Annotated in this window: 17 protein-coding genes; 8 read left to right on the top strand and 9 right to left on the bottom strand. The window is 67.4% G+C overall.

Annotation, left to right across the window (positions count from 1 at the left end; genetic code table 11):
- Positions 1–146: 146 nt before the first annotated feature.
- Complete coding sequence (locus tag ACSQ3Y_RS25455) at positions 147–2,318, top strand: TonB-dependent receptor domain-containing protein (protein WP_436179271.1); 2,172 nt, start codon at positions 147–149, stop codon at positions 2,316–2,318.
- An 827-nt stretch (positions 2,319–3,145) separates the two neighbouring features.
- On the opposite strand, the gene ACSQ3Y_RS25450 is transcribed toward ACSQ3Y_RS25455, so the two are convergent.
- The 3 genes from ACSQ3Y_RS25450 to ACSQ3Y_RS25440 are packed head-to-tail and all read right to left on the bottom strand — an operon-like array spanning position 3,146 to position 6,509.
- Positions 3,146–4,933, bottom strand: a complete 1,788-nt coding sequence (locus tag ACSQ3Y_RS25450; RefSeq protein WP_436179270.1) for a bifunctional metallophosphatase/5'-nucleotidase — start codon at positions 4,931–4,933, stop codon at positions 3,146–3,148.
- Positions 4,930–6,027, bottom strand: a complete 1,098-nt coding sequence (aroC, locus tag ACSQ3Y_RS25445) for a chorismate synthase (protein ID WP_436179269.1) — start codon at positions 6,025–6,027, stop codon at positions 4,930–4,932. The genes ACSQ3Y_RS25450 and aroC overlap by 4 nt, the downstream gene beginning before the upstream one ends.
- Before the next feature lie 32 nt (positions 6,028–6,059).
- Positions 6,060–6,509: a CBS domain-containing protein gene (locus tag ACSQ3Y_RS25440; protein ID WP_007858637.1), complete on the bottom strand. Its 450-nt coding sequence runs from the start codon at positions 6,507–6,509 to the stop codon at positions 6,060–6,062.
- Between the two features lie 97 nt (positions 6,510–6,606).
- On the opposite strand from ACSQ3Y_RS25440, the gene ACSQ3Y_RS25435 reads away from it, so the two are divergent.
- The 5 genes from ACSQ3Y_RS25435 (at position 6,607) to ACSQ3Y_RS25415 (ending at position 13,034) form a co-directional block, all read left to right on the top strand.
- Positions 6,607–7,914, top strand: coding sequence for an O-acetylhomoserine aminocarboxypropyltransferase (locus tag ACSQ3Y_RS25435; RefSeq protein WP_436179268.1), 1,308 nt, complete (start codon positions 6,607–6,609; stop codon positions 7,912–7,914).
- An 8-nt stretch (positions 7,915–7,922) separates the two neighbouring features.
- Complete coding sequence (locus tag ACSQ3Y_RS25430) at positions 7,923–9,410, top strand: DUF4303 domain-containing protein (protein WP_436179267.1); 1,488 nt, start codon at positions 7,923–7,925, stop codon at positions 9,408–9,410.
- A gap of 66 nt (positions 9,411–9,476) precedes the next feature.
- Positions 9,477–10,289 (top strand): alpha/beta fold hydrolase, encoded by an 813-nt coding sequence (locus tag ACSQ3Y_RS25425; protein ID WP_436179266.1) that lies wholly within the window; start codon positions 9,477–9,479, stop codon positions 10,287–10,289.
- A gap of 16 nt (positions 10,290–10,305) precedes the next feature.
- Positions 10,306–11,289 carry a DUF2157 domain-containing protein gene (locus tag ACSQ3Y_RS25420; RefSeq protein WP_436179265.1) on the top strand — a complete coding sequence of 328 codons (984 nt, stop codon included), beginning with the start codon at positions 10,306–10,308 and terminating at the stop codon, positions 11,287–11,289.
- Positions 11,286–13,034: a GDYXXLXY domain-containing protein gene (locus ACSQ3Y_RS25415; protein WP_436179264.1), complete on the top strand. Its 1,749-nt coding sequence runs from the start codon at positions 11,286–11,288 to the stop codon at positions 13,032–13,034. The genes ACSQ3Y_RS25420 and ACSQ3Y_RS25415 overlap by 4 nt, the downstream gene beginning before the upstream one ends.
- Before the next feature lie 21 nt (positions 13,035–13,055).
- Here ACSQ3Y_RS25415 and ACSQ3Y_RS25410 read toward each other — a convergent pair whose 3' ends face one another.
- Positions 13,056–14,234, bottom strand: coding sequence for a DUF418 domain-containing protein (locus tag ACSQ3Y_RS25410; protein WP_428003804.1), 1,179 nt, complete (start codon positions 14,232–14,234; stop codon positions 13,056–13,058).
- Positions 14,235–14,460: 226 nt separating this feature from the next.
- On the opposite strand from ACSQ3Y_RS25410, the gene ACSQ3Y_RS25405 reads away from it, so the two are divergent.
- Positions 14,461–14,790 (top strand): Mpo1-like protein, encoded by a 330-nt coding sequence (locus ACSQ3Y_RS25405; RefSeq protein ID WP_436179263.1) that lies wholly within the window; start codon positions 14,461–14,463, stop codon positions 14,788–14,790.
- Positions 14,791–14,856: 66 nt separating this feature from the next.
- Here ACSQ3Y_RS25405 and ACSQ3Y_RS25400 read toward each other — a convergent pair whose 3' ends face one another.
- The gene (locus ACSQ3Y_RS25400; RefSeq protein ID WP_436179262.1) at positions 14,857–15,846 is read right to left on the bottom strand and encodes a tripartite tricarboxylate transporter substrate-binding protein; all 990 of its coding nucleotides are present in this window, start codon (positions 15,844–15,846) and stop codon (positions 14,857–14,859) included.
- A gap of 39 nt (positions 15,847–15,885) precedes the next feature.
- Positions 15,886–17,052, bottom strand: a complete 1,167-nt coding sequence (locus ACSQ3Y_RS25395) for a mandelate racemase/muconate lactonizing enzyme family protein (protein ID WP_057268948.1) — start codon at positions 17,050–17,052, stop codon at positions 15,886–15,888.
- Positions 17,053–17,180: 128 nt separating this feature from the next.
- On the opposite strand from ACSQ3Y_RS25395, the gene ACSQ3Y_RS25390 reads away from it, so the two are divergent.
- A complete protein-coding gene (locus ACSQ3Y_RS25390; RefSeq protein ID WP_057268949.1) occupies positions 17,181–18,107 on the top strand; it encodes a LysR family transcriptional regulator in 927 nt (308 codons plus the stop codon).
- On the opposite strand, the gene ACSQ3Y_RS25385 is transcribed toward ACSQ3Y_RS25390, so the two are convergent.
- The 3 genes from ACSQ3Y_RS25385 to rpoD all read right to left on the bottom strand — a co-directional run bounded on the left by ACSQ3Y_RS25385 (position 18,108) and on the right by rpoD (position 23,305).
- Positions 18,108–19,649 (bottom strand): methyl-accepting chemotaxis protein, encoded by a 1,542-nt coding sequence (locus ACSQ3Y_RS25385; RefSeq protein WP_057202413.1) that lies wholly within the window; start codon positions 19,647–19,649, stop codon positions 18,108–18,110.
- A 63-nt stretch (positions 19,650–19,712) separates the two neighbouring features.
- Positions 19,713–20,729 carry a Bug family tripartite tricarboxylate transporter substrate binding protein gene (locus ACSQ3Y_RS25380; RefSeq protein ID WP_157422126.1) on the bottom strand — a complete coding sequence of 339 codons (1,017 nt, stop codon included), beginning with the start codon at positions 20,727–20,729 and terminating at the stop codon, positions 19,713–19,715.
- Positions 20,730–20,932: 203 nt separating this feature from the next.
- A complete protein-coding gene (gene rpoD / locus ACSQ3Y_RS25375; protein ID WP_436179261.1) occupies positions 20,933–23,305 on the bottom strand; it encodes an RNA polymerase sigma factor RpoD in 2,373 nt (790 codons plus the stop codon).
- Positions 23,306–23,514: the final 209 nt, after the last annotated feature.

Here is a 23,514-nt window from a genome sequence, read left to right as displayed (position 1 = left end):
ATTTTTGTTATTGATTGATACAGTCGCGTTGCAGATGGCGCCCGCCGTTGTCACCGACCGTCGTTGAGCCGCAGAACAAAACATTTCAGAGCGCGTGGCACGGACCCCTTCCGTTGTTTTCCATCGTTGTTCCCTGGAGTGTTTTCATGTCCATTCGCATGCCTGCGAGCGCCCGTTGCCCGCTGCGTCTGTCTTCCCTTTCCATGTTGGTGGCCGCCGCCTGTGCCGGTGGTTCCGCGCTGGCCCAGGAGCCCGCCACGGGCACCCCTTTGCGTGAGGTGGTCGTCTCGGCCTCGGGCTTCGAGCAGGACATCAAGGAGGCGCCCGCCTCCATCACCGTGATCACGCGCAAGCAACTGGAGCAGAACCGCTTCAACAGCCTGGCGCAGGCGCTCGAAGATGTGGAGGGCGTGGACATCGGCACGGCTACCGACAAGTCGGGCGGCCTCAATATCAGCATCCGCGGCATGCCCAGCGACTACACGCTGATCCTGATCGACGGGCGCCGCCAGAACGCGGCCGGCAACGTCACGCCCAACGACTTTGGCGGCACGCAGACCAGCTTCATGCCTCCGCTGTCGGCCATCGAGCGCATCGAGGTCATCCGCGGGCCCATGTCCACGCTGTACGGTTCGGACGCCATGGGTGGCGTGGTCAACATCATCACGCCCAAGGTGGGCAAGACCTGGGCCGGCTCGGTCACGGCGGACTATGCGCTGCAGGAGGAGTCCGATTTTGGCGACACGCGCTCGGGCAACTTCTACCTGAGCGGCCCGATCCAGCAGGACATGCTGGGCCTGACCGTGCGCGGCAGCACCTTCCGCCGAGGTGCGTCGGACATCCGCTACATGACGCAGGCAGGCAACGAGGTGGTGCCCATCATGGGTGCCAACCCGGTGAAGTCCGAGGTGAACACCCTGGGTGCACGCCTGGCGCTCACGCCCAACAGGTACCACGACCTTGTGCTCGACCTGGACACCGGCCGCCAGACCTACGACAACGCGCGCGGGCAACTGGGCACACTGGGTGTGCAGGGCGGCTATGCCCCTGAGCAGAAGTACCACCGCGACCAGGTCACGCTGGCCCACACCGGCCGCTACGGTTTCGGCACCTGGGACACGAGCTACATGGTCAACCGCACCGAGACCATCGGCCGCACCATCCCGCCGGGCACCCCCGGTGCGGTGCAGGGCACGGCGCGCGCGCTGGAGGTGCAGAGCAAGGTGCTGGACACCAAGCTCATGCTGCCCTGGGGCAGCAACCACCTGACCACCGTGGGCGGCCAGTGGTGGGACGCCGAGATGAAGGACGGCGTGGCGCCTGGCACCTTTGCCTTCACGCAGAAGGCGGTGTTCGCCGAGGATGAGTGGAGCGTGCTGCAGAACTTCAAGCTCACGCTGGGCGCGCGCTACGACAACCACAGCATCTTCGGCGGCAAGGTCAGCCCGCGCGTGTACGGCGTGTGGAACGCCGCGCCGCAGTGGACCGTGAAGGGCGGTGTAAGCAACGGCTACAAGACGCCGCGCGTGGAGCAACTGGCGCCGGGCATCAACGGCTTTGGCGGCCAGGGCACGATTCCCCTGGTAGGCAGCCCGGGCCTCCAACCCGAGACCAGCCGCAGCACCGAGCTGGGCGTGTACTTCGACAGCCCCGGTGGCTTTGCGGCCAGCGCCATGCTGTTCAACAACGACTTCAAGGACAAGATCACCAGTGGCCCGGGCCTGCTCAACTGCAGCTACAGCGTGGCGCCCAACCGCCCCGGCTGTGTGAGCTTCGGGAACTGGCCGCGGGTCGATGCCTTCGGCCAGTCCATCAACGTGGACGAGGCCGTGACGCGCGGGCTCGAACTGAGCACCCGCATCCCGATTACCCGCGCCTGGTCGGCGACGGCCAACTACACGTACACGAAGAGCGAGCAAAAGAGCGGGCCCAACCTGGGCAAGCCGCTGATGGACACGCCCGAGCATGCGCTCAATGCGCGGCTGAACTGGGAGCCTTCGCAGCAGTGGAATGTCTGGCTGCGTGCGGAGTTCCGCAGCGAGCGTTTCCGGGATCCGGGCACGACTGCGGACACGCGGGCTGCGAAGGCAGCGTTGGGGGACTTCAAGGCGTACACGCAGTTCCATGTGGGGGGCAGCTACAAGGTGACGCCGCAGTTCACGATCAATGCGGCTGTGTACAACCTGTTCAACAAGGATTTTGTGGAGTACATGCCGTATACGGTGCCGGGGTCGCCTGCGGTGGTGAACTATCGGAATCTTTATACGAACAGCCAGGATGGGCGGCGGTTGTGGTTGTCGGCTACGTACGATTTTTGATCGTCTGACCTTTGACTATCTGCCTTGGGGTGTCGCTTCGCTTTGATGGGGCTTGCCTTTTTTGAGGGCGGAGGCCGGGATGTGCGCCCGGCGGCGCAGTAACTTTCTCTTGCGTCGCCAAGAGAAAGTCACCAAAGAGAAGGCGACCCCGCTGCCCGTGTCCCCCTCGCCGGTGGCGAGGGGGCAGCCTGCGATGCTCGGTCCTGGGGTGTGCCGCAGAACTCACTGCGTTCGGCCTTTGGCCAAACTCCGTTCAAACAGCTGCGGCAAGCTAGACAACGATGCGCGTGTCCTGCGGCACGCGCTCACCCCAGGCCCTGCGCTTCTCGGCACGGTCAGAAGGGGGTGGGAGCGGGCTCCATACGGGCCATTGCTTCGCTCGGCCCCAACTGCCTCGCTGCGCTTGGCCTGGGCTGAGACATAGTGCCCAGCCGTCGGCAGCGCGCAGCGCATACCCGACACCCGGCGCAGCTGCGAAGCAGCAGCCGGGTGGTACCCGCTCCCCACCCCTGCTGGCTGCGCCGAGAAGCGCAGGGTCTGGGGTGGGCGTGTGTGCCGAAGGACACACACGCTTCGTCCTCTAGCTTGCCGCAGCTGTTTGAGCGAAGTTCGAAGAACGTAGCGAGTTCTGCGGCACCACCCCAGAGCCGAGCATCGCAGGTTGCCCCCGTTCGCCCGACAGGGCGAACGGGGGACGCAGACTGGGGGTCGCCTTTTCTTTGCCCACTTTCTTTTGGCGACGCAAAAGAAAGTGGGTGCGCCGCCGGGCGCACATCCCGGCCTCCGCCTTCAACATAGGCACGACGCCAGAAACGAACCCTAAAAGATCAGGGCAAATCCACGCGAACAATCCGATCCGTAGCCGGCGGCACCACAGCCCCACCAGCCGCAGTGAAGTAGGCCTCCAACGCATCCAGATCCTGCCCCGCCCCCAACCCATCCACGCCTTGCGTGAAGACAGTGAAGTTATCCCCGCCCGTAGCCAGGAAGCTGCTCACCACCACCCGGTAGACCGCATCGGCGCGCAACGGCTGGCCGTTGAGCAATACGCCGCTCACCCGCTGCCCCGCAGGCAACCGCAGGTCATAGCGGTAGGTGAACCCCTTGGAGACCGACAGCACCCGCGGGCTCTGTGCGGTGTTGGTGCCGCTGGCGAACTGCTGCTCCAGGATGGCCTTGACCTGCGCGCCCGTGAAGGACTGCACCATCAGGCTGTTGCCGAACGGCTGGGCCGTGAACATCTGGCCGTAGCGCACCTGCCCATCGGCCCCGGGCACCAGCACGCCGCGCACGCCGCCGGGGTTCATGAAGGAGATCTGGGCGGCAAGGCCCGGGCCCTGGGCCGCGAGCAGTTGCGCGTCGGCGATCAGGTTGCCCATGGAGGTTTCGAGCGAAGGTGCGGGCTCGCGCGAGACCGGGCCCGTGAGGCGGCCCGCTGGGCGTTGGGCCTGGGGCTCGGCAGCCGCGCGGTAGCGCTCCACGATGGCGTGCACGCCCTCATCGCGCGCGAAGACGGGGAAACGCCGGTCCACCGCGAAGGTGGTGGGGCCGCTGGTGAAGCCCTCGCCCTGCACGATGACCTGGCGCGCGCTCTTGCGCACCACGCGGCGGGTGGCGGTGTCCACGCGCAGGCTGATGTCGGTGACGTGCGTGCCGTACTGGCCCGCGCTGGTCAGCAACAGCGGGTGCGCGGGGTTCACGGTGCCGTAGTCGCACAGGTAGGAGCGGTGCGTGTGGCCCGAGACCACCACGTCCACTGCCGGGTCGAGCCGCTCCAGGATGGGCACGATGTCGCCGCTCAGGCCCTTGCAGCTGGTTTCGCCCAGGGCGGCCTCGGTTTCGCCGCCCTCGTGCACCATGACCACGATCACATCGGCGCCCTGGGCGCGCAGGCCGGGGATGAGGGCGTTGACCGTGTCAGCCTCGTCCGCGAAGCGCAGGCCGGCCACGCCGGCGGGCGCCACCATGGCGGGTGTGCCGCGCAGGGTCAGGCCGATGAAGCCCACGCTGACCGTCACGCCGCCTTCGGTGAAGCGCTTGATGCCGGTGGGCGGCAGCAGCGGGCGGCCGTCGTCGTGCGCGGTGTTGGCCGCCAGCAGGCCGAAGTTGGTGCCGGGAAAGCCGGGGTTGAGCTGGCAGGGCTCGCGCACGGTGTGCTTCTCGCAACCACCGTTCTTCAGGCGCAGCAGCTCGCGCCAGCCCTTGTCGAACTCGTGGTTGCCCACGGCATTGAAGTCGATGCCCATGCGGTTGACGGCCTCGATCGTCGGCTCGTCGAGGAACAAGGCCGACACCAGGGGCGACGCGCCCACCATGTCGCCGGCCGCCACCACCGCATGGTGCCTGTGGACGGTCTTCAGGTGCGCGATGGCGCTGGCCATGTAGGCCGCGCCGCCCGCGGGCACGCGCGCCGGGCCGCTGCCGTCGGGCGCAGCCACCTGCAGGGCCATGCGCGGCGGCTCCAGGTTGCCGTGCAGGTCGTTGAAGGCGATGAGGCCGATGTCGATATGCGTGGGCGCGGGCGTCGACGCGCAACCTGCCAGCAGTGCTGCTGCCGCCAGGGCCAGCGCCGTGGCGCATGCCAGGGCGCCACGGGTGCGGGCGGCGGAACTCAAAGGAAGGACGCCTGGATCGGGGCCACCTCGCGCACCACGTCCGCGCACTGGGCGCGGTTGCGCAGGGCGTGTTCGATCACCACCAGCGCCAGCAGCGCCTCGGCAATCGGCGCGGCACGGATGCCCACGCAGGGGTCGTGGCGGCCTTTGGTGATCACTTCGGTGGGCTGGCCGTGGATGTCGATGGACTCGCGTGGGCTGATGATGGAGCTGGTCGGCTTGATCGCGATCGAGACTTCCAGGTCCTGCCCGGTGCTGATGCCGCCGAGCACGCCGCCGGCGTGGTTGGTGCGAAAGCCCTGGGGCGTCATCGAGTCGCCGTGCATGGTGCCGCGGTGGGCCACGCTCTCGAAGCCGGCACCGATCTCCACGCCCTTGACGGCATTCAGTCCCATCATGGCGTGGGCGATGTCGGCGTCGAGCTTGTCGTACAGCGGCTCGCCCAGGCCCACGGGCACGCCGCTGGCCGAGATGCGGATGCGCGCGCCGCAGGAGTCGCCGGCCTTGCGCAGCGCGTCCATGTAGTCCTCGTACTGCTGCACGTCGGCCACGGGGGCGAAGAAGGGGTTTGCGCGCACATGGTCCCAGCTCTCGAAGGGGATGGGCAGCTCGCCCAGCTGCGTCATGCAGGCGCGGAACTGCGTGCCGTACTGCTGGGCCAGCCACTTCTTGGCCACGGCCCCAGCGGCCACGGTGGGCGCCGTCAGGCGTGCCGACGAGCGGCCGCCGCCGCGCGGGTCGCGGATGCCGTACTTGTGCCAGTAGGTGTAGTCGGCATGGCCCGGGCGAAAGCTCTCGGAGATGTTGCTGTAGTCCTTGCTGCGCTGGTCGGTGTTGCGGATCAAGAGCGCAATGGGGGTGCCGGTGGTCCGGCCTTCGTACACGCCCGAGAGGATCTCTACCGCATCGGGCTCGTTGCGCTGGGTGACGTGGCGGCTGGTGCCGGGGCGGCGGCGGTCCAGGTCGGCCTGGATGTCCGCCTCGGCGAGCGGCATGCCCGGCGGGCAACCGTCGATCACGCAGCCAATGGCCGGGCCGTGGGATTCACCAAAATTGGTGACAGCGAATAGGGTACCGATGGTGTTGCCGCTCATGGGACCGATTATCCCAGAGTGGCGGAACCTGTTCAGCCGCCCGATTCTTCCTCGGGCCAGTCGCGGATATAGGCCTTGAGCATCTTGTTCTCGAAGTTCTGGCTGTCCACCACGGCCTTGGCCACGTCGTAGAAGCTGATCACGCCCATGAGCATGCGCTTGTCCATCACCGGCATGTAGCGCGCGTGGCGGTCCAGCATCATGCGGCGTACCTCGTCCATCTCGGTTTCGAGGGTGCAGGTCAGCGGGTGGTCGTCCATGGCCGAACGCACCTGCAGCGTGCCCACGCTGCCGCCGTTCTTGACGATGGCCTGGATCACCTCGCGGAAGGTGAGCATGCCCACCAGGTCACCGAGCTCCATCACCACCAGCGAGCCGATGTCGCGGTCGGCCATGATGTCCACGGCGTTGGCCAGCGGCTCGTCGGGGGTGACGGTGTAGAGGGTGTTGCCTTTGACGCGAAGGATATCGCTGACTTTCATGATCGGTCTCCAATGGGGCTCGGTAGGGCGCGGCAGGCCTGTTCATACCAAATATAGCCCACAATGCCTCCAGCACCGACAACATGGGAGACATTGGATGCCCGGTTACTCCGACCCCGGCTTTGACACGCTTGCGCTGCACGCCGGAGCCACACCCGACCCCGCCACCGGCGCACGCGCCGTACCGATCCACCTGACCACCTCGTTCGTCTTCGAATCGAGCGACCACGCCGCCTCGCTGTTCAACCTGGAGCGGCCCGGCCATGTCTACAGCCGCATCAGCAACCCCACCAATGCGGTGCTGGAGCAGCGCGTGTCGGCCCTGGAAGGCGGCGTGGGCGCCATCGCCACCGCCAGCGGCCAGGCCGCGCTGCACCTGGCCATCTGCACGCTGATGGGCGCGGGCAGCCACATCGTGGCCAGCACGGCGCTGTACGGCGGCTCGCAGAACCTGCTGCACTACACGCTGTCGCGCTTCGGCATAGCGACCACCTTCGTCAAGCCCGGCGACATCGACGGCTGGCGCGCCGCCGTGCGGCCCAATACGAAACTGTTCTTTGGCGAGACGGTGGGCAACCCGGGCCTGGATGTGCTGGACATCCCGACGATCAGCGCTATCGCGCACGAGGCGGGCGTGCCGCTGCTGGTGGATTCCACCCTGACCTCGCCCTGGCTCATGAAGCCGCTGGAGCTCGGCGCCGACCTGGTCTACCACTCGGCCACCAAGTTCCTCTCGGGCCACGGCACGGTGGTGGGCGGCATCGTGGTCGATGGCGGCAGCTTCGACTGGGACGGCCCGCGCGCAGCAGGCAGGTTCGCCGAGCTGACACAGCCGTACGAGGGCTTTCACAACATGGTGTTCAGCGAGGAAAGCTCGGTGGGCGCCTTTTTGCTGCGCGCACGGCGCGAAGGCCTGCGCGACTTCGGCGCCTGCATGAGCCCGCACACGGCCTGGCTGATCCTGCAGGGCATCGAGACCCTGCCGCTGCGCATGGAGCGGCACATGCGCAACACGGCGCGCGTGGTCGAGTTCCTGGCCAGCCAGCCCTTCGTCTCGCGCGTGGGCCACCCCATGCTGGAGTCGCACACCAGCCACGCGCTGGCGCAGAAGCTGCTGCCGCGCGGCGCGGGCTCGGTGTTCAGCTTCGACCTCAAAGGCAACCGCGAGCAGGGCAAGAAGTTCATCGAGGCGCTCAAGGTCTTCAGCCACCTGGCCAACGTGGGCGACTGCCGCAGCCTGGTGATCCACCCGGCCAGCACCACGCACTTCCGCATGAGCGACGAGGCGCTGGTGAATGCCGGCATCACGCAGGGCACGATCCGCCTGTCCATCGGGCTGGAGGATGCCGATGACCTGATCGACGACCTCAAGCGCGCCCTCAAGGCCGCGGAGAAGGCGGCCTGAGCCCGGTGATGGCTGACAAGGCACCCGCCATGGACTGGCAGGCCTTCGAGCAGACGCTGCTGGACGACGCGCTGGCGCTGGTGCTGCCCGCGTTGCAGGCACACCCGCTGTGCGGCGACGTCTACGCCGTGGCGCTCGCAGGCATGTACCGCGAACTCGATGGCCCCATCTACCTGCCTACCGTATCCATGGGCAGCGAGGCGGCATTGGCCGAGGTGGAACCGGAAGATGACGGCGGCACGCTCCACAGCCTGCGCTGGAACCCTGCCGACTGGCGCTGGCCCGAGATGTCCTCGGACAGCGCCGCCATGGCCTCTGCCCAGGCCGCATTGGCGACCGAGGCCCAGGGCGGCGACGTGGCGCAATGGGAGGCCGCAGACCGCCGCTGCGTCGATGCGCTGGTGAGCGTGTGCCACCGGTTGCGTGCCGCCCTGCAAGCGTCGCCCGTGGCCGACCGGCTCACGCCCGGCTTTGCCGTGCTGCTGCACGAGGACAGCGACGAGGGCATCGCCATCGCCCAGCGCTGTGTGGGCGAAGAGGCATTTGCCCGGCTGCTGCCCGGCCATGCTGCCGACCTGGCCGAGGCCCGGCGCGTCGCAGAGTTGCCCGATGCCGAGCGCCTGCGCTACCACCTGGCTTGCCTGGCGCACCAGCCTGCCCCCGAACTGGGGCTAACGCGCGCGCAGGCCCAGCGCCATGGCGAAGCGGCGCAGCGCGCCCTGCGGGCTTTCGGACCTGCCGCCATCCCCGCTTTGCTGTCACTGCTGGAGCGCACGTCAACGCAATGCGAGGCCGCGCGCCTGCTGGGCGAGATCGGTGCGGCCAGGCCCGAGGTGTTGGCCGCGTTGCGTACGCAGGTGCTCAAAGCCGTGCCGCGCGGCAGCATGCGCCACCGGGCCCAGGCCGGGCGCAATATCTGCGCCGGTGCGCTGGCGCATCTGGGCGAAAGCGCCTGGCTGCTGGAACAGGCCCAGGCCGGAACGCTCAGCGATGAATGCGTGGCCCAGGGCCTGTCATCGCCCTACGGCGCGTTCCGCAACCACGCGCTCGACCCGCTGCCGCTCGACTACCGCCCCATCGAGTCCCTGCCCGCCGTGCGGCCCGTACTGCTGCCGCTGGTGGAGCAATGGCTGCGCCCCGGCTCGGGCACCTGCACGCTGCGCCCGCACGAGGTGGATGAAGCCGTGCGCGGCCTGCACTCGCCCCTGACCGTGGTGCGCCAGCATGCCGCCATGGCGCTGGGCGACCGGGCCCTGGGCGCCGAGGCCGGTGCACGCGCCGTGCCCGCGCTGGCCCATGCCGTGGCGCACGATGGCGACGAGACGGTGCGCTACCTGGCCGTGCTGGCCCTGGACTACTGGCGCAGCGAGGCGGCCGCCGAGCGCCCGCTGGCCGAGGCCACGGCCGCCAGCGATGCAAGCGCCAAGGTGCGCGACGCAGCGCAGCGCTGGATCCAGGTGCTGGACGACCTGGCTGCCGGCGTGCCGCCGCGCTGAGGCCGGCATCGCACCCGACACCACAACAACGCAACAAAGACAAGCGAACAAAGAGGACCCATCCGTATGCAGATCCAAGTCAACGGCCACACCACCTACTGCTACACCGGCGGCAAGGCGTTCAACCCCGCACTGCCCACCGTGGTCATGGTCCACGGCGTGCTCAACGACCACAGCGTGTGGGCCCTGCAAAGCCGCTACCTGGCCAACCATGGCTGGAACGTGCTGGCGGTGGACCTGCCCGGTCATTGCCGCAGCGCGGGCGAGGCGCCGGCCAGCGTGGAGGCGGGGGCCGACTTCATCGCTGCGCTGCTCTATGCCGCAGGCGTGCAGCGCGCGGCACTGGTGGGCCACAGCTTCGGCTCGCTGATCGCGCTGGAGGCCGCGGCCCGCCTGGGCGAGCGCGTGAGCCACCTGGTGCTGGTGGGCACGGCCTACCCGATGAAGGTCTCGCCCGCGCTGATCGATGCGGCGCTCAACGAGCCCGAGAAGGCGCTGCGCATGGTCAACGTGTTCTCGCGCAGCACGCTGGCGCCGCCTTCGGGCGCGGGCTTCTGGGTCTACAACGCCGGCATGGCGCTGGGCCGCAAGGTGCTGCGCAGCAACACGGCAGTCAACGTGTTCCACCGCGGCTTCGTGGCCTGCGACAGCTATGCCAACGGCGAGCAGGCCATGGCGGCCGTGCGGTGCCCGGTACTGTTCGCGCTGGGCGCGCAGGACCAGATGACCGCGCCCAAGGCCGCGCAGGGCCTGGTGGCCGCTGCACGCGCCGCGGGCAAGGTGGTGCACACCACCAGCCTGCCCGTGGGCCACAACCAGATGAGCGAGGCGCCCGACGGTACGCTGATGGCGATCCGCGACTTTATTTCCCTGTCCTGAGCCAAAGGCCCCTCCCATGACCCTGCGCACCGCCCTGTTCGAGCTGGCCCGCCAGCACACGCTGGACCGACCGGCCGCCACGCGCCTGCTCGGGCTGGCGGGGTTCGACCGCCCGCCCGCCGCCCTGCACACCACGCTGTGGCGCACCGTCGCGGTCATCGCGGCGGCGCTCGGCGGTCTGGGGCTGGTGATGTGGATCGCTGCCAACTGGGAGAGCCTGGGCCGCTTCATGCGCTTTGCGCTGCTGCAGGGCTTCGTGCTGGCCATGTGCGCAGGCGCTGCGTTCCGGGCCGGTGCGCGTGCGCCGCTGGCCATGCTGGCGCTGCTGGGCACGGGCGCGCTGTTCGCCTACTTCGGGCAGACCTACCAGACCGGGGCCGACCCCTGGCAGCTGTTTGCCGTGTGGGCCGTGCTCACGCTGCCCCTGGCGCTGGCCGTGCGCAGCGATGTGGTGTGGGTGCCATGGACCCTGGTGGCCATGGTGGGCATCTCGCTGTGGGCGCAGGCGCACACGGGCCACAGTTGGCGCGTGTCGCCTGCGGACATGACGGTGCACCTGGTCTCCCTGGGCGCTGCGCTGGCCGTGGCGGCAGCCATGCTGCCGCAGCTCCACCGCTTCACGGGTGCAGGCGTCTGGGCGCTGCGCACGGCGGGCACGCTGGCGCTGATGCTGGTCACGCTCACCGCGCTGGGTGGCCTGTTCCACTCGCCCGTGGCGGGTCACTACGGTCTGGGCCTGGTGCTGCTGGCGGCGGGTGCCGCGCTGATGGGCATGCGCACGCATTTCGACATTTTCCTGCTCAGCGGTGCGGCGCTGGGGCTCAACATCCTGCTGGTGACGGGGCTGGCACGTGCCATGTTCTCGGGCTCCCGCTTCGGTGATTTCGTGGGCTCGCTGCTGCTCATCGGCCTGGTCGCCGCAGGGCTTCTGGCGGCAACCGTGAATCTGGTGATGCGCCTGGCGCGCCGCGCTGCGCAGCAGCAAGGAGAAGCGGCATGAGCGACGCATCCATCGATCCCGTGAATCTGTCTGCAAGCGCCGCTGCGCCCGTGCCCAAGCCCGGCGCGCTTGAAACCATCGTGCAAGCCGCCGTGGCGCAAGGCATCCTGCCGCCTGGCGCCTCGTCCGCAGACGCACACCGTGCCGGCGGCACGGCGCGCCCCTGGCCCGTGGTACTGCTCACGGCGCTGGGCGCCTGGCTGGCCGCGCTGCCGCTGCTGGCCATGTTCGGCCTGTTCTTCGGCGAGTGGATCGTGAGGGACGCGGGTGCCTACCTCATCGGCGCTGTGGTGCTGGCCGGCGCCACGGCAGCCCTGCGCAGCAAGGACCTGCCGATCTTTCTGGAGCAACTGGCGTTTCCGGCATTGCTGACCGGCGCGGGCCTGCTGGGCTTTGCCTTCGGGCGCGACATGGGCCTGCAGCCGGCGGCCGCCTTCATGCTGGTGGTGGCGCTGGGCGTGGCCGCACTCGTGGCCTTGCCCTGGCTGCGCGTGCTGCTGGGTGCGGGCGCGGCGGCGCTGTTCGCCGTGCTCATCTGGCCCGGTGCTGATGACCGCTGGGCCTTGTCGCCGCTGGTGCCCTGGAGCATGGTGCACAGCGTGCTCGCGGTGTGGGTGGGGCTGCTGCTGTGGCAGCGCCATGCGCTGGGCCGCGGTACGGCCGGCAACTGGCTGGCGGCGCTGCTGGAGCCCCTGGCCTGCGGCTGGCTGCTGGTGCTGCTGTGGGGCATCTGCGGCCTGTCGGGCCAGACCTTCCTGGTGGGCGGTGCGTTCGGTGCCGGCATCGGTGGCGAGCTGGTGCGCGAGGTCGGCCGGGAGGTCGGGCCGCGCGCCTTTGCGCTGCAATGGCTGGTGCAGGCGGCCAGCGTGCTGCTGGCGCTGGTTGCCGCCGCCATCGCGCAGCGCGCCTGGCCGGTGCTGCGCCAGCCCCGCGCTGGCGTGGTGGCGCTGGTGCTGGCGCTGCTGTGCTGGTTCTCGCCCTTGCTCGGCAGTGCCCTGCTGGCCCTGGCCATCGCCGGCACCACCCGCCGCTGGGGCCAGGCCACTGCGGCCGCCTTGGCCTGCACCTGGATCATGGGAGGTTTCTACTACCTGCTGGCCTGGCCTCTGACCACCAAGGCCATGGTGCTCGTGGGCTGCGGTGCGCTGCTGGGTGTGTTGGCCTGGAGTGCGTTGCGCACGCCACGCGCCGCTGCGATGCCCGGTGAAACTGGCCATGCCGCCCGCCACTGGGCCCACCGCATGTGCCCCTGGCTGCTGGTGCTGAGTGCGGTGGCCACCGTGGCCGTTGCCAACATCGGCATCGCCGACAAGGAAAACACGATTGCCAACGGCCAGAAGGTCTACGTGCCCCTGGCCCCGGTGGACCCGCGCTCGCTGATGCAGGGCGACTACATGCGCCTGCGGTTCACCCTGCCACCTATGGTCGATTTCGACCGGCGCGACGCGGGCGTGGAAGGCCTGCTGGGCAGCCGGCCCTATGCCGTGGGCCGGCTCGATGCACGCGGCGTGGTGGCCTGGGAGCGCGTCGAAAAGTACGATGCGCCCATCGCCCCCGGCGAGTTCCGCATCCAGCTCACGCCCAAGAACGGCGACTGGACGCTGGTGACGGACGGCTGGTACTTCGCCGAAGGCGATGCCAGCCGCTGGGAGCAGGCGCGCTTTGGCGAATTCCGTGTGCAGCCGGACGGCAAGGCCTTGCTGGTGGGCATGGCGGACGATCAGCTTGTGCCCATCGGGCGGTGACGCAGCCGTCGCGCAGGCAGCTTATTCGACCGGGCGCGCCGTGCGCTGCCATGCGGGCCAGCGCAGCAGCGTGAACGCACGCAACAGCCACTCTGCCGGCCCGTAGGTGTGCAGCGCCATCCAGCGGCGGCTCTGCACGAGCAGGGCCGCATACAACGCCAGGCAGCCCAGCAACACCGCCAGCGGTGACACCCGCCCCACCAGCGCCAGGCCGTAGGCGGTGAACACCACCGCCCCCACCAGGGACTGCAGCAGGTAGTTGGACAGCGCCATGCGGCCCGCAGGTTCCAGCCAGGCGCCCAGTCGGCGGCCTGCAGCTCCGCTCTGCAGGGCCCAGAGCAGTGCCGCGACATAGCTGAAGGTGAGGAAGGGCGCGGTGGCCAGGTCCAGCGCGAGCGTGGCGGCCGACACATGATCGGGTTGGCGGACGGTGCTGTTCTGCGCTGTGGCATAGACCCAGGCACCCAGGCCGCCCACCGGCAGGCAGCACAGCACCCAGCGGCGCAGGCGTGCCGGCTGCAGCGCAATGGTGGCCAGGTAGCCCGAGCGATGGGCCGCCAGCCCCAGCAGGAACATGGCCAGCGCGCAAGGCCCCTGCACGAACACCAGCACGAACCAGACGCCATCGGCCATGTCGCGCCCGCGCTGGGCAATGGCCTCGATCGCCCCGGAACGGTAGGCCTGTGCGGCCTGCTGTGCCTTGGCGTGGATCTCGGCCAGCGGCCAGTCCATCGGCGGCGCTAGCGACATCAGCCAGGCGAGCAGTCCCCAGCCCGCGGACACCAGCGCCAGCAGCGCCACGGCCATCACCACCGCAGTACCCGGCCGCAACTTGCACAGCGCCAGCAGCAACCAACCCAGCAGCGCATAGGTCACCAGGATGTCGCCCGAAAACAGCAGCCAGGCATGGGCCACGCCCAGCAGCAGGAGGCCCGCCAGGCGCCGCAGGAAGCGCGGCACGAAGGCGCTGCCGGAGCGCTGGGCCGAGTCCATCTGCAAGGCAAAGCTGTAGCCGAACAGCAGCGAGAACAAGAGGTAGAACTTGGTCTCGAAGACCAGGCTGATGAACCAGCGCACGGCGTGGTCCACGGGACGCGAGAACGCGGGGTCGGCGACGCCGAGGCCAAAGTAGGTCGAGGCAAAGCTGCCCGCATTGACGACCAGGATGCCCAGCAGCGCAAAGCCGCGCAGCGCATCGATGGCGTGCTCGCGGCCGGGGCCGCTTTCATTTGGACTGCAGGGTACGGCTGCGTCCTGTGTCAGGGAGCAAGGGGGAGAGGGCAAAGGCAGGGGAGGCAATCGTGGATCGGCGAAGCGGCCTATTGGAAGATCCCCATGGCGCGCTGTCAAATACGGCACGCCCACCCCTGCATGCGTGGGCGTATAAAGCAGGAGCAACCAACAATACCCAACGGAGACAGGCACCATGGACATCAGCGCCACCCCGACCGACCCGCGTGCTTTCAAGAGCTTCGCGGAGTTCTACCCGTTCTACCTGACCGAGCACAGCAACCGCACCTGCCGGCGGCTGCATTTCGTGGGCTCGACCCTGTCACTTCTCTGCGTGGCCTGGGCTGTGGCCACGCGGCAGCCGTCCTTCTTGCTGGTCGGCCTGCTGTGTGGCTATGGCTTTGCGTGGGTGGGGCACTTCGGCTTCGAGAAGAACAAGCCGGCCAGCTTTAAGCGGCCGCTGTACAGCTTCATGGGCGACTGGGCGATGTACCGGGACATCTGGTTGGGCAAAGTGCCGTTCTGAGTCGCCGCAAGGCCTGGCAGCCCGTGGTGTCCTCGGTCGATTCGATCCGCAACCCGGCTTCGGCTGTCAGTCCGCAGTTTCCCCGGAGTCCTTGATGATCCTGGCCCAGCGGATCATTTCGCCCTCTACGTATTTCTTGTGCTCCGCAGGTTCCAGGCGCGCGTCGGTCACGATGCGCACACCGAGTGCCTCCTCGCGCTGGATGAGTTCGGGGTCCTTGAGCGCTGCGCGGATGGCGGCATTCAGCCTGGCCAGCACGGCCGGTGGCGTGCCCTTGGGGGCGTACACGCCATGCCACACCGACATCTCGAAGCCGGCCAGGCCTGCTTCGGCCAGCGTGGGCACCTGGGCAAGCGCGGGCAACGCCATGCGCTGCTTGCTGGTGACGCCAAAGGCCTTGACCTTCTTCGCTTCGATCTGGGGCACGGCGTTGGTGGCCTGCTCGCACATCAGGTCCACCTGTCCACCCATCAGGTCGGTCATGGCAGGCGCCGTTCCCTTGTAGGGAACGAAGACCATCTTCGATTGCAGGGTGGCCTGCAGCACCAGTCCGCACAGGTGGGATGCCGAGCCCACGCCCGCATTCGCGAGGTTGACCTTTCCGTCATTGGCGCTGATCCATTTGCGAAGGCCCGCAAAGTTGCTGGCCGCCAGGCCTGGCTTGCCGATCAGGGTCGAAGGCGCCTCGTTGATGAGTCCGAGGTACTCGAAGTCTTCCAGCGTCTTGTAGGGCAGCTTCTTGTAGAGCGCTGGTGCGGTGGAGATGCCGATGTGGTGCACCAGCAGGGTATAGCCATCTGGCGAGGCACGTGCGACGCGCGCCGCACCGATGGTGCCTCCCGCGCCTGCCGTGTTGTCGACGACCACGGTCTGGGCCAAAGGCTTGCGCAGGGCCTCTGCCAGATCACGGGCAATTTTGTCGCTGGGGCCGCCAGCAGAAAAGGGGACGACCAAGGTAATTGGCTTGTCCGGAAATTCCGCCCATGCGGTTGTGCTGATGCTGATCGCAACCAGTCCGATGGCTGCGGCTGCAGCCCCTTGCTTCAAAATGCCCATGGCTTTGTCTCCTTCAGGTTCTGTTTTTGAGGGGAGTGATCAGGCCGACAGGGCCTGCATCTGCGCATACAGGTCGGCCTTGCCTTCGAAGCCGATGCCGGGCAGGTCGGGCAGCGTGACGTGGCCGTCGACCACCTTCACTCCGTCGGGGAAGCCGCCGAACGGCTGGAACAGGTCCGGGTAGGACTCGTTGCCGCCCAGGCCCAGGCCGGCCGCGATGTTCAGCGACATCTGGTGCCCGCCATGCGGGATGCAGCGGCTCGCGGACCAGCCGTGTTCCTTGAGCATGTCCAGCGTGCGCAGGTACTCCACCAGGCCGTAGCTCAGTGCGCAGTCGAACTGCAGCCAGTCGCGGTCAGGGCGCATGCCGCCATAGCGGATCAGGTTGCGCGCGTCCTGCATGGAGAACAGGTCTTCACCTGTGGCCATGGGGTTCTTGTAGTAGTTGCGCAAGGTGGCCTGCAATTCGAAATCGAGTGGGTCACCGGGCTCCTCGTACCAGAACAGGTCGTATTGCGAGAGCGCCTTGGCGTACTGGATGGCGGTGTCCAGGTCGAAGCGGCCATTGGCATCCACGCACAGCTTCTGGCCATCCTGCAGCACTTCCATGATGGAGTCGATGCGGCGCAGGTCTTCGTCGAGCGAAGCGCCGCCGATCTTCTTCTTGACCACGGTGTAGCCGCGGTCGATGTAGCTCTTCATCTCGTCTTTCAGCTTGCCGTGGTCCTGGCCGGGGTAGTAGTAGCCGCCGGCGGCATAGACGAAGATCTTGCGATTGGGTGTACCGTTGCCATAGCGGTCGGCCAACAGCTGGAACAGCGGCTTGCCTTCGATCTTGGCCACCGCGTCCCACACAGCCATGTCGATGGTGCCGATGGCCACGGAGCGCTCGCCGTGGCCGCCGGGCTTCTCGTTGGTGAACATGGCGTTCCAGATCTTGTGCGGGTCTAGGTTCTTGCCGCTGTCGTCGATCAGTGATTCGGGGCTGGCTTCGAGCACGCGGGGGATGAAGCGCTCGCGCATGAGCTTGCCCTGGCCATAGCGGCCGTTGGAGTTGAAGCCGTATCCCACCACTGGCTTGCCATCGCGGATCACGTCGGTGACTACCGCCACCAGGCTCAGCGTCATCTTGCTGAAGTCGATGTAGGCGTTGCGGATGGGCGAACTGATGGGGATGGTCTTCTCTCTGATCTCAACGATTTTCATGCGGTGCTCCGGGTGTCGAAACGGGGTGTCACAACGGGTGACGGGATGGGTATGATCCGCAACCGCGCGGTGTTTGACCAATGCCGTTTTTGTTCTCTTCAGTGCTTTCAGAGCACAGCGGGCTTGTTATGAACATCTCCTGGCTGGAGGATTTCCTGGTCCTTGCCGCCGTCGGAAATTTTTCCCGCGCCGCAGAAGACCGCCACATGACGCAGCCTGCCTTCGGTCGCCGCGTGCGTGCCTTGGAGGAGTGGCTGGGGGTGGAGCTGTTCGACCGCAGCACGCAGCCGGTCAGGCTGACGGAGGCGGGCCAGTGGTTTCAAGGCGTTGCGCCCGAGCTGCTCGCCGAGGTGGCGCGCCTGCCCGGCGCGGCGCGCGCCGTGGCCGAGGCGAATTCGAAGAGCCTGCGCTTTGCCGCGACCCATGCGTTGTCGCTGACCTTCATGCCGGGGTGGCTGCGCAGCTATGGCGCGCACACCATGGCCGGGACCCTGCAGCTGGAGTCCGACATGCTGCACCGCTGCGAGGCGCTGCTGGCCCAGAGCAAGGTGCAGTTCGTGCTGTGCCATGCCCATGCGCAGGCCCCCAGCCTGTTGCACGCGCAGGCCTATCCATCGGTCTGCGTCGGTACCGATGTCTTGCGGCCCGTGTGCGCCGTAGGGCCGGACGGTGCCGCCCTCTATGGCCTGGAGCGCTCCGGTGCGGTTGCGCCCTTGCTGGCCTACAGTGCGGAATCGGGGCTTGGCAATATCCTGCACAAGACCATCGACGGTGCGCTCGGAAAGCTCTCGACGCAGACGGTTTTCACGGCCCACCTGGCTTCCGTGCTGCGCACGATGGCACTCGAGGGCCGGGGCATTGCCTGGTTGCCCCAGAGTCTTGTGGTCGACGATCTGTCAGCGGGGCGGCTGGCCTGCGCTGCGGCCTCGCCGCAGTGGAGCATCGAGCTGGAGATCCGGGTGTACCGCTCCCACGTGCAGATGGGGCGCGCCGCCGAGGCGCTGTGGGATGCGGTAGCGCGCGAGGCTGCTGGCCCCTCACCTGCCACGTCTTGATCAGCGCAGCCGGAACACCGCCACAGCCTCCACCAACTGATGCGCCTGGCCGCTCAGGCTGCCGGCGGCGGCTGCGCTTTGTTCCACCAGCGCGGCGTTCTGCTGCGTGGCGTCATCCATGCGCACGATGGCCTGGGTCACGCGCAGCATATCGTTGGTCTGCTCGGCGCTGGCCTGGCTGATCTCTTCCATCAGCGTGCTCACGCCGCGGATGGACTGGACCACCTCGCCCATGGTGCTGCCGGCATTGCGTGCCAGGCTGGAGCCCGCTTCCACGCGCTCCACGCTGGTCTGGATCAGTGCCTTGATCTCGCGCGCGGCGCTGGCACTGCGCGTGGCCAGGCTGCGCACCTCGCTGGCCACCACGGCAAAGCCGCGGCCCTGTTCGCCCGCGCGTGCGGCTTCCACGGCGGCGTTGAGCGCAAGGATGTTGGTCTGGAAGGCGATGCCGTCGATGACGCCGATGATGTCGGCGATCTTGCGCGAGCTTTCCTGGATGCCCTGCACCACCTCGACCATCTGGCCCACCACCTGGCCGCCGCGCTCGGCGACCGAGGCGCCGCTCTTGGCCAGTTCGTTCGCCCGCTGGGCGTTCGCCGCGTTGTTCTGCACGGTCTGCTGCAACTGCTGCATGGAGGAGGAGGTTTCGTCCAGCGACGAGGCCTGGTCTTCGGTGCGCATGCTCAGGTCGGTGTTGCCCTGCGCGATCTCGGCGCTGGCGCTGGCCACGCCTTCGGCATTGGTACGAACGCCAGAAACCACGCGCTCCAGGTTTTCCTGCATGGCGGCCAGGGCCTGCAGCAGGCGCGCGGGTTCGTCATTGCCTTCTGTGACTATGGTGGTCGTCAGGTCGCCTGCGGCCACCTTGTTGGCCAGGGACACGGCCACGCGCAGCGGGCCCACCACCGAGCGCGTGAGCACCCAGCCGGCAAACACCCCCAGTGCGCTCACCAGCGCCAGCGCCACCAGGCTGCTGACCAAGGCGCGGCGCGCATCCTGCGCGGCCTGCTGCGCAATGGCAGCGCTGCTGTCGGCCACCTGGCGGCTCAGTTCGCCCAACAGCTTGGCAGGGCCCTGGTCGATGTCGGCCACATCGGCATCGCCGGCCGAGGCCACGAAGCCGAGCGACTGGAAGGCTTCGAAGCCCTTGCGGTAGCCCTGGGCCATCTGCGTATGGGCATCGAAGAACTTCTGCAGCGCAGCGCGCTCGCTGCTGTCCACCAGCTGCGGTGCCAGGGCCTTGGCGTCGTCGGCCACGCGTTTTTCGCTGGCTTGGAAGGCGTTCCAGTGCAGTTCACGCTTGCGCGAATCCTCGCCGCGCAGCAGCGTGTTCTTCCACTCCATCACCTGGGTCTTGAACTCGCTCTCCATGCGCGTCACGGCGCGCTCCTGGGCCACGCGCTGCTGCACCGTGCTGTCGTAGGTACCCAGCGTGCTGTACAGCGCGGCAATGCCGAACAGCGCTGCGCCGATCATCAGCGCCAGCACCAGGCCCAATGCACCGGCCATGCGCGTGCCGATGGAGTAGCGGGACATTTTCATCAGGAGGTCCTAAGTGTCGGCAGCGGGTAGGCGGTGCGATGCAAGAGCCTCGCGAAGGGAGGGTCAGGCTTTGAGCTTGAGCAGGTAGACCATCACACGCGCGGTGGTCAGGTCCAGTTCCATGAACTCGGTCAGGTCCTTGCCGGTGAGCCAGGATGCATCCCACTTGTTGGTTTTCAGGGTGCGCACCCACGATTCATGCACGGTGGCGGCTTCCACGGCAGTCACCATCTCGGCCAGGCGGGCGGCAGAGACCCCCTTGCCCGTGAACACGCCGCGCCAGTTGGCCATGACAGCATCGATCCCCTGCTCGCGGAACGCGGGCAGGCCGAACACGCTGCGCCGGGCCGATACGCCGATGGCGCGCAGCTTGCCGGCGGCAATCGCTTCGCTGAACTCACTGTAGCCCGACAGGCCCAGGGCGGCCTTGCCGGTGACCAAGGCATCCACCACCTCATTGCCGCCCGCAAACGGGCGGTAGACCAGTGCCTCGGGGCTGGCCTTGGCGGCACGGGCCAGCACGCCCGCATAGATGTGGTCCACCCCGCCTGCAGAGCCGCCAGCCACCGGCAGGGCGGGCAGGTCGGCCTTCATGGCGGCGACCAGGTCCTTGGCCGTGCGGATAGGGGACGATGCGGGCACGGCGGCCACCAGGTAGTCGCTGGTCAGGCGCGCAATGGGCTGGATCTGCGTGAGGTCCACCGCCGGCTTTTGCAGCGCCACGGCGCCCACCATCACCATGCCGCCCATGAGCAGGGTGTTGGGGTCGTTGGCGTATTTTTCGGCGTAGCGGGCCAGGCCGATGGTGCCGCCCTTGCCGCCGACGTTCTCGTACTCCACCTGGTCCACGGCACCCGCGCCCACCAGGGCGGTGCCCAGTGCGCGGCCGGTCTGGTCCCAGCCACCGCCGGCATTGGCGGGGATCACGATGCGCAGCGTACCCGCCAGCTTGGCGACCTTGGCCGGGGGGCGGGCCTGGGCCAGCACCGTGCTGCCAAAGGGTGCTGCCAGCGCGGCAAGCGCAGCCGCGCGGATCAGCACCTGCCGGCGCCGTGTGTTCAGGGGGGTGTGGGCGGTCATGGGTTCCCTTGGTAAGCGAATGTATCCATCTGCAATGGTGTGCGCTGAAACTGTCATTCAGCTGTCCAGAGTATCAGGGTATACGCTGGAGCGGATGACATCTGTGGCCGCCACGCCACCATGAAAAACGCCCTGCGCCGCAGATGCGGGGCAGGGCGTCAGGACCGGAAAACCCCCGACAGGGGCTTTCACTGGCAGGCCGATTACAGCGAATCGATGAAGCTGCGCAGCTTGTCCGAGCGGCTGGGGTGCTTCAGCTTGCGCAGCGCCTTGGCTTCTATCTGGCGGATGCGTTCGCGCGTTACGTCGAACTGCTTGCCCACTTCTTCCAGCGTGTGGTCGGTGGACATCTCGATGCCGAAGCGCATGCGCAGCACCTTGGCTTCGCGTGGCGTGAGGCCGTCCAGGATGTCCTTGACCACGTCGCGCAGGCCGGCCTGCATGGCAGCATCGATGGGAGCGGTGTTGGCACCGTCCTCGATGAAGTCGCCCAGGTGGCTGTCGTCGTCGTCGCCGATGGGGGTTTCCATCGAGATCGGCTCCTTGGCGATCTTCATGATCTTGCGGATCTTCTCTTCCGGGATCTCCATCTTCGCCGCCAGGATGGACGCATCGGGCTCGAAGCCGAACTCCTGCAGATGCTGGCGGCTGATGCGGTTCATCTTGTTGATCGTCTCGATCATGTGCACCGGGATACGGATGGTGCGCGCCTGGTCGGCGATCGAGCGCGTGATGGCCTGGCGGATCCACCACGTGGCGTAGGTCGAGAACTTGTAGCCGCGGCGGTATTCGAACTTGTCCACGGCCTTCATCAGGCCGATGTTGCCCTCCTGGATCAGGTCCAGGAACTGCAGGCCGCGGTTCGTGTACTTCTTGGCGATGGAGATCACGAGGCGCAGGTTGGCCTCGATCATTTCCTTCTTGGCATCGCGCGAGGTGGCTTCACCCTCGTTCATGCGCTTGTTGATGTCCTTGAGCTCGGTCAGCGGCACGACCACGCGCGATTGCAGGTCCGTCAGCTTTTGCTGCAGTTCCTGGATGGGCGGGATGTTGCGCGCCATCACCGTGCTCCAGGGCTTGCCGGCGGCGGCCTGCTTTTCCACCCACTTCAGGTTCAGCAGGTTGGCCGGGAAGTCCTTGATGAAGGTCTCTTGCGGCATGCCGCACTTGTCCACGATGATGCGGCGCAGCTCGCGCTCCTTCTTGCGCACGTCGTCCACCTGGCCGCGCACCATGTCGCACAGCTTCTCGATGGTCTTGGCGGTGAAGCGGATGGTCATCAGCTCTTCCGACAGGGCGTGCTGCGCCTTCACGTAGGCCGGCGTGCCGTAGCCTTCCTTGTCGTAGATCTTGTGGACCTTCTCGAACAGGTCGCGCAGCTTGTCGAAGCGCTCCAGCGCCTGCTTCTTGAGTTCTTCGAGCTTCTTGGTCAGCGCCTTGGAGCCGCCCTTGCCATCGTCGTCGTCGGCTTCGTCGAATTCGTCGAAGTCTTCTTCGGCCACATAGTCGTCGGCCTCGTTGGGGTTGGAGAAGCCGTCCACGATGGTGGAGATGACGACCTTGCCTTCGCGGATTTCCTCACCCATGTTGAGGATCTCGGCGATGGTGGCGGGCGATGCGCTGATCGCCTCCATCATGGACATCAGACCGCCTTCGATGCGCTTGGCGATCTCGATTTCGCCTTCGCGGGTGAGCAGCTCCACCGTGCCCATTTCGCGCATGTACATGCGCACGGGGTCGGTGGTGCGGCCGAATTCGCTGTCCACGGTGGACAGGGCGGCTTCGGCGGCCTCTTCGGCTTCTTCTTCACTGGCGCCTGCGGGGGCGTTGTCGGTGATGATCAGCGCCTCGGCATCGGGCGTCTGCTCGTACACGGCCACGCCCAGGTCGTTCAGCGTGGTGATGACGGCTTCGAGCGTTTCGGCATCGACCAGCTTGTCGGGCAAGTGGTCGGAGATTTCGACGTGCGTGAGGTAGCCGCGCGTCTTGCCCAGCTTGATCAGGGTTTTCAGGCGCGAGCGGCGCTTGGCCAGGTCTTCTTCGGTCAGGACGGTTTCGTCCAGGCCGAATTCCTTCATCAGGGCGCGTTCCTTGGCCTTGCTGATCTTCATGCGCAGCGGCTTGACCTTCTCGGCCGTGGGCGTGGCTTCGGCCTCGACCTCGACTTCACCTTCCAGGTCGGATTCGATGTCCGACAGGTCGGCATCGTCGCTGCTTTCCGCGGCACCACCGGCGGCGGCCTTGGGCTTGCGGCCGCGTTTGGCCGGCACCTTGGCCTCGTCCGTGGCGGCACCTGCGACCTTGGCGGGGCGGCCAGGGCGCTTCTTGGGGGCCTCTTCACCGTCTGCGTCGACGGCAGCCTTGGCGCGGGCTTTCTTGAGTTCTTCGGGGGCTTCCGTCTTCTCGGCAGACTTGTTCAAGGGCACAGTTTTCACTTTCTTGGCGACCGGGGCGGGCGCGGCAACTGTTTTGGAGGCAGTTGCCTTGGCCGGCACCTTGGCCGCGGTTTTTGAGACGGCCTTCGCGGCGGTCACTGGGGCTGACTTGGATGGCTTCGCGGACTTTTGAGCGGGCATGAACAACCTCAGAATCAAAAACGGACACAAAGAAAACGCAAGCGCCACAGATCCCGGCGCGGGTGGCACTGCAAAAGCGATGCTTTTGCAGCTTGAGGGGTATCCCTCAGGGGCAAGATGTCTGGGCGAACATTTGGTGTGCAGTCCTTGCGATGGGTGGGCGGTTGTGCGCGTTTGTCACGGTGGCCCGGCTCGGAGGTGCTGCTGTC

This window comes from Acidovorax sp. LjRoot66 (genome assembly GCF_964253305.1).
GTDB lineage: Bacteria > Pseudomonadota > Gammaproteobacteria > Burkholderiales > Burkholderiaceae_C > Acidovorax.
Note: the sequence above shows the minus strand (reverse complement) of the source record. Positions and strands in the feature narration are given on the sequence as shown.

Bases quoted from the DNA above. Each gene is read 5' to 3' on its own strand.
- ACSQ3Y_RS25455 (WP_436179271.1), top strand. From the start codon at position 147: ATGTCCATTCGCATGCCTGCGAGCGCCCGTTGCCCGCTGCGTCTGTCT.
- aroC (WP_436179269.1), bottom strand. From the start codon at position 6,027: ATGAGCGGCAACACCATCGGTACCCTATTCGCTGTCACCAATTTTGGT.
- ACSQ3Y_RS25440 (WP_007858637.1), bottom strand. From the start codon at position 6,509: ATGAAAGTCAGCGATATCCTTCGCGTCAAAGGCAACACCCTCTACACC.
- ACSQ3Y_RS25435 (WP_436179268.1), top strand. From the start codon at position 6,607: ATGCCCGGTTACTCCGACCCCGGCTTTGACACGCTTGCGCTGCACGCC.
- ACSQ3Y_RS25430 (WP_436179267.1), top strand. From the start codon at position 7,923: ATGGCTGACAAGGCACCCGCCATGGACTGGCAGGCCTTCGAGCAGACG.
- ACSQ3Y_RS25425 (WP_436179266.1), top strand. From the start codon at position 9,477: ATGCAGATCCAAGTCAACGGCCACACCACCTACTGCTACACCGGCGGC.
- ACSQ3Y_RS25420 (WP_436179265.1), top strand. From the start codon at position 10,306: ATGACCCTGCGCACCGCCCTGTTCGAGCTGGCCCGCCAGCACACGCTG.
- ACSQ3Y_RS25415 (WP_436179264.1), top strand. From the start codon at position 11,286: ATGAGCGACGCATCCATCGATCCCGTGAATCTGTCTGCAAGCGCCGCT.
- ACSQ3Y_RS25405 (WP_436179263.1), top strand. From the start codon at position 14,461: ATGGACATCAGCGCCACCCCGACCGACCCGCGTGCTTTCAAGAGCTTC.
- ACSQ3Y_RS25400 (WP_436179262.1), bottom strand. From the start codon at position 15,846: ATGGGCATTTTGAAGCAAGGGGCTGCAGCCGCAGCCATCGGACTGGTT.
- ACSQ3Y_RS25395 (WP_057268948.1), bottom strand. From the start codon at position 17,052: ATGAAAATCGTTGAGATCAGAGAGAAGACCATCCCCATCAGTTCGCCC.
- ACSQ3Y_RS25390 (WP_057268949.1), top strand. From the start codon at position 17,181: ATGAACATCTCCTGGCTGGAGGATTTCCTGGTCCTTGCCGCCGTCGGA.
- ACSQ3Y_RS25385 (WP_057202413.1), bottom strand. From the start codon at position 19,649: ATGAAAATGTCCCGCTACTCCATCGGCACGCGCATGGCCGGTGCATTG.
- ACSQ3Y_RS25380 (WP_157422126.1), bottom strand. From the start codon at position 20,729: ATGACCGCCCACACCCCCCTGAACACACGGCGCCGGCAGGTGCTGATC.
- rpoD (WP_436179261.1), bottom strand. From the start codon at position 23,305: ATGCCCGCTCAAAAGTCCGCGAAGCCATCCAAGTCAGCCCCAGTGACC.